Here is a 4,264-nt window from a genome sequence, read left to right as displayed (position 1 = left end):
GGCATCACCGAGGTCTGGTCGCCGGCGCCGACCGCGCCGAAGGCCTGGGTGGCGGGCGCCGGGTGCGGCCCGGGCACCAGGGTGGGCCCCGGGTGCCCCGGCCGCCCGGGGGCCCCGCCCCCCCCCCCCGTGGCGTGCCGGGCCACCGGTGGTTCTGCCGCGCGGGGCTGACGGGCCCGGCGCGTCGCGGTGTTCCTCGTGGAGGATGCCAGTGCGCGCGGCGCCCGTGTTGTCCCTGCGTCTCCACTTCCTTGGCAATGCGTCTACGCGTCGCCGTCCCGCGCCCGCTCGGCCGCGGCCCGGTGGCGGTGCTCACGGGGCGAGAGCCCGTACGCGGCCCGGAAGGCGCGGCTGAAGTCGTCGGCCCGGGGGAAGCCCCAGCGGGCGGCGACGGCCTGGACCGCCAGGGTGCGCAGCGCCGGGTCGGCCAGGTCGCGCCGGGCCCGCTCCAGCCGCTGCCCGCGGATCCAGGCCGCCAGCGTCCGGCCGTCCCCGGACTCCCCGGACTGCCGGGTGAAGACCCGGTGCAGGTGGCTGACGGAGACGTGGTGGGCGGCGGCGATCACCGCCGGCGACAGCTCGGGGTCCTGGAGGTTGCGCCGCACGAAGGCGCGCACCGCCTCCACCAGGGCGCGCTGGCGGGTGTCCTCCGGCACGGCCGCCTCGGCCTCCAGCTCCCCGGCGACCCAGGCGGCGACCAGGTCGACCGCGATGGTGCCCAGCCGGGCCGCCCCGGCCGGGTCCAGCGCCGCCGCCTGCCGGTCCAGCCCGACCAGGAAGTCCGACAGCAGCGCGCAGGTGCCCTCGCGCACCGAGAACCCCCGCCCCAGCAGGTCGCGCAGCCGGTGCGGCGGCAGCGGCAGCAGCGCGGCCGGGAAGTCGATCCCCACGGCCTCGGTCCGCTGCTCCCGGCGGCCGCCGCCCCGGGCCCCGAGGGCCCGCACCTCGTAGGGGTGGGAGCTGTCCACCAGGTACAGGTCGCCCCGGCCGAAGGTGCGGGTGCGCTCCTTGGCGCCGCGGGTCAGTGACAGCCCGCCGTCGAGCGGCATCGTCAGGTGGTACACCCCGGGGTCCGTGCGCCGCACCATGGCGGCGGAGCGCCGGAAGCGCGTCGGCGGGAACGAGGACCGCAGCAGGGTCACCGGCCCCAGCTCCAGGCGCCGCATCTCCGCCCGGAAGTCGTCGGCGTGCTCGCTGGTCATCTCGCTGGCCCGGGTGCGCCCGATCAGCTCCCGCCAGCAGTCGAACCGCTCCCGCGCGGGCACGCCCTCGCCCCGGAACACGCTCCCCGTCACCGCGGCCACCTCGCCGCCCCCTTCCCGCTCCGCTTCCCGGCCCGGCCGCTGCCGGACCGTCGACCGTAACCGATCCCGGCCCGGCCGCCGGCCCGGACCCCCGTGCCTGCCCCGTGCCCAGCCCCGTACCCGCGCCCGGTCCGCGTCCGGGGCCGCGCCCGGTCAGGGGGCCAGCAGTGCGCAGACGAAGTCCTCCTCGACCGCCCGCAGGTGCGCCAGCAGGTCCGGTGTGCCGCTCCGGTTGACCTGCGTGGTGACGGAGACGGTCAGGCTGCGCCGCCCGTCGGCGGTGCCCGCGCCGAGCTGGGTGTAGCCGGGGGTGTTGCCGGTGTGGCCGTACACCGTGCCGCAGCGGGTGGTGTACTCGAAGATCGCCAGTCCGGCGTGGTTGGTGCCGGGGCCGGCGGGTTCGGAGGCGCCGTCGACGAAGGTCCGCTGCTGTGCGCGGGTGGCGTCGCCGATCAGCGGGCCGCCCGCCCAGGCGGCGGCGAAGGCGTTGAAGTCGGCGGGGGTGGAGACCAGGCCGCCCGAGGCCCAGGAGCCGGAGGCGCCGTACTCGGTGCTGACGTCCTGCGGCGGGGCGGGCGGTTCGACGGCGTAGCCGTGCAGGTAGGGCCTCGGCAGCCGGTAGCCGGAGGGCAGGCTGGTGCGGGTGAGTCCGAGCGGGCGGTAGACCTCGGAGGCGAGCAGGTCCTCGTAGCGCTGCCCGGTGGCGGCCTCGGCCATCAGGGCGACGGCGATGTTGTCGGAGTTGGAGTACTGGTAGCGGGTGCCGGGGGTGAACTCCAGGGGCTCGTCGGCGACGAAGTCCAGCAGGCGGCGGGAGTCGAAGACGTGGTGGGGGTCGGCGCTCAGCAGGTCGCCGAAGGCCGGGGCCCTGCTGTAGTCGGGCAGCCCGCTGGTGTGGTTGAGCAGCTGGCGCAGCGTCACCGCGCCCCAGTCGGCGGGCAGCGCGGGCAGCCGGGCGGCGAGGGTGTCGTCGAGGCCGAGCAGTCCGCAGTCCACCAGCCGCAGGGCGACGGCGCCGCTGAACGCCTTGGCGGCGCTGGCCAGGCGCATGTGGTCCTCGGTGAGGGGCGGGCGGCCGGTGCCGAGTTCGGCGGTGCCGGCCCGGATCACCCGCACCCGGTCGTCCTCGCGCAGGACGGCGATGGCGCCGGGCGGGCCGTCCGGGCGGTCCACCAGCTCCTGCAGCCGGGCCCGCAGCGCCCGGTCGCCGTCCTGGCGGCCGTCCTGGCGGCCCTCGGGCCCGCCGCCCGCGGCGGCGCCGGCGGCGGGGGCCAGTGCGAGCGAGGCGGCCAGCGACGCGGTCAGCAGGGCGGTGACGGCGGGCCGTGGACGGCGGCGGGGGCGCGGTGACATGACGGATCCTCCGGAGGGCGGTGCGGGTGCCGGCGGCCGGGTGGCCGGGTGGTTCGGGGGCAAGGGATCACCGCCCGCGGACCCGGGGAAACGGCCGGGCGCCCGCCGTGACCCGCCTGGTCGATCACCGCGCCGGGCCGTCGGACCCGGACCCGGACCCGGATCCTGGTCCGACGGCCCGGGGCCCGGAACCCCGGGCCCGGGGTGTCAGCCCTGGAACGGCCCCTCGTCCACGAAGGTGCGCAGCAGCCGGGCGAAGGCCCGGGCGTCGTCCGCCGGCCAGGAGGCGAGGGAGTCCTCGATGCGGGCCGCCAGGCGTTGCCGGGTGGCCCGTACCGCGTCCCGTCCGCGGTCGGTGAGGACGAGCAGGGTCGCGCGCCGGTCGCCGGGGTCGGCCTCGCGGCGCAGCAGCCCGGCCTCCTCCAGCCGGTCGGCGCGGCGGGTCACGGTGGTGCGGTCCAGCCCGATCTCGCGGCCCAGGTCGGCGGCGCTGCACGGGCCGGTGCGGGCCAGGCCGCTGAGCACCGGGTAGGTGAGCTCGTCGACGGCTTCCCCCAGGCCGTCGGTCAGCTGGGCGTGCAGGCCGGTGCGGGTGCTGCGCCGCAGCAGCAGTCCCAGGGCCTCGGCGATCTCGTGTCCGGTCGGATTCGTCACCCCCTCAGATTAGCGTGCGCTGCGCACGCTTTTCCTGTACTGTCAGATGCGTGCCTGAGGCACGCACTTTCTCGTGACAAGTCATCGGAGGACCCCGTGCAGCACACCGACATCACCACCGCCCTCGCCGACCTGCTCCTCACCCCGGGCCTGGACCTCCACGAGGCCGTCGACCGGCACTTCGCCCCCGACTACCGCCAGCGCACCGACGGCCGCTGGGACGACCGCGGCGAGTTCCTGGCCCACATCGCCCACCTGCGCACGGTCGTGGCCGACGGCTCCGTCGAGGTCCACGAGGAGCTGGTCGACGGCCACCGCTACGCCGACCGCCACACCATGACCATCACCAAGACCGACGGCTCCACCGTCCGCATGGAGGTCTACCTCTTCGCCGAGTTCGCCCCCGACGGCCGCTTCCGCCGGATCGAGGAGACCACCCTCCTGCTGGAGGGCGCCGACCACGACCGCGACCTCGGCAGCGCCCGCTGACCGAGCACCCGCCGGACGCCGCGCCCGCTGACCACCGCGCCCGCCGGACGCCGCGCCCGCCCTACGGTTGTTCGCCCGCGCCCTCGGTGTCGATGTGCGGCAGCACCCGGTCCAGGAAGCGCGGCGTCCACCAGGCGGCCGGCCCCAGCAGCGTCATCACCGCCGGCACCAGCAGCAGCCGCACCACCGTGGCGTCCACCAGCACGCTGACCGCCAGGCCCAGCCCCATCATCTTGATCACCACGTTGTCGCTGACGATGAACGCGGCGAACACGCTCACCATGATCAGCGCGGCGCAGGTGATCACCCGCGCGGTGATCTCCAGCGCGTGCGCCACGGAGTCCTGGGGGGGGGCGGGGGGGGGGCCCGGCCGCGGGGGCCCCCCCCGCCCGGAGGAAGAGGGGTGAGAGCTAAAGCCCCACCCCCACGCGCAAAAAAAAAAAAGGACCGAGCAAGAGAACGCG

The 4,264-nt window shown here is 76.6% G+C and carries 4 protein-coding genes and 1 pseudogene; 1 reads left to right on the top strand and 4 read right to left on the bottom strand.

Annotated elements, in window-relative coordinates; translation table 11 throughout:
- Nucleotides 1-263: 263 nt before the first annotated feature.
- The 3 genes from ACFXOZ_RS04815 to ACFXOZ_RS04805 form a co-directional block, all read right to left on the bottom strand.
- Entirely contained in the window at nucleotides 264-1,295 is a 1,032-nt protein-coding gene (locus ACFXOZ_RS04815; RefSeq protein WP_380525327.1) for an AraC family transcriptional regulator, read from the bottom strand.
- Nucleotides 1,296-1,457: 162 nt separating this feature from the next.
- Entirely contained in the window at nucleotides 1,458-2,657 is a 1,200-nt protein-coding gene (locus ACFXOZ_RS04810) for a serine hydrolase domain-containing protein (RefSeq protein ID WP_380587497.1), read from the bottom strand.
- A 207-nt stretch (nucleotides 2,658-2,864) separates the two neighbouring features.
- Nucleotides 2,865-3,311 carry a MarR family winged helix-turn-helix transcriptional regulator gene (locus ACFXOZ_RS04805; protein ID WP_380525329.1) on the bottom strand — a complete coding sequence of 149 codons (447 nt, stop codon included), beginning with the start codon at nucleotides 3,309-3,311 and terminating at the stop codon, nucleotides 2,865-2,867.
- A gap of 96 nt (nucleotides 3,312-3,407) precedes the next feature.
- On the opposite strand from ACFXOZ_RS04805, the gene ACFXOZ_RS04800 reads away from it, so the two are divergent.
- Nucleotides 3,408-3,800, top strand: a complete 393-nt coding sequence (locus ACFXOZ_RS04800) for a nuclear transport factor 2 family protein (protein ID WP_375897373.1) — start codon at nucleotides 3,408-3,410, stop codon at nucleotides 3,798-3,800.
- 64 nt (nucleotides 3,801-3,864) lie between these two features.
- On the opposite strand, the pseudogene ACFXOZ_RS04795 reads toward ACFXOZ_RS04800, so the two are convergent.
- Nucleotides 3,865-4,143 (bottom strand): annotated as a pseudogene (locus tag ACFXOZ_RS04795) (MMPL family transporter); the annotation flags it as partial.
- Nucleotides 4,144-4,264: the final 121 nt, after the last annotated feature.

Origin of the sequence: Kitasatospora sp. NPDC059160, from assembly GCF_042755465.1 — a bacterium.
Classification (GTDB): domain Bacteria; phylum Actinomycetota; class Actinomycetes; order Streptomycetales; family Streptomycetaceae; genus Kitasatospora.
The sequence above is the reverse complement of the archived record's forward strand: the minus strand, read 5'-3'. Positions and strand labels throughout refer to the sequence as shown.

Excerpts from the sequence above, each read along its gene's own strand:
- ACFXOZ_RS04810 (WP_380587497.1), bottom strand. The coding sequence starts at position 2,657 with ATGTCACCGCGCCCCCGCCGCCGTCCACGGCCCGCCGTCACCGCCCTG.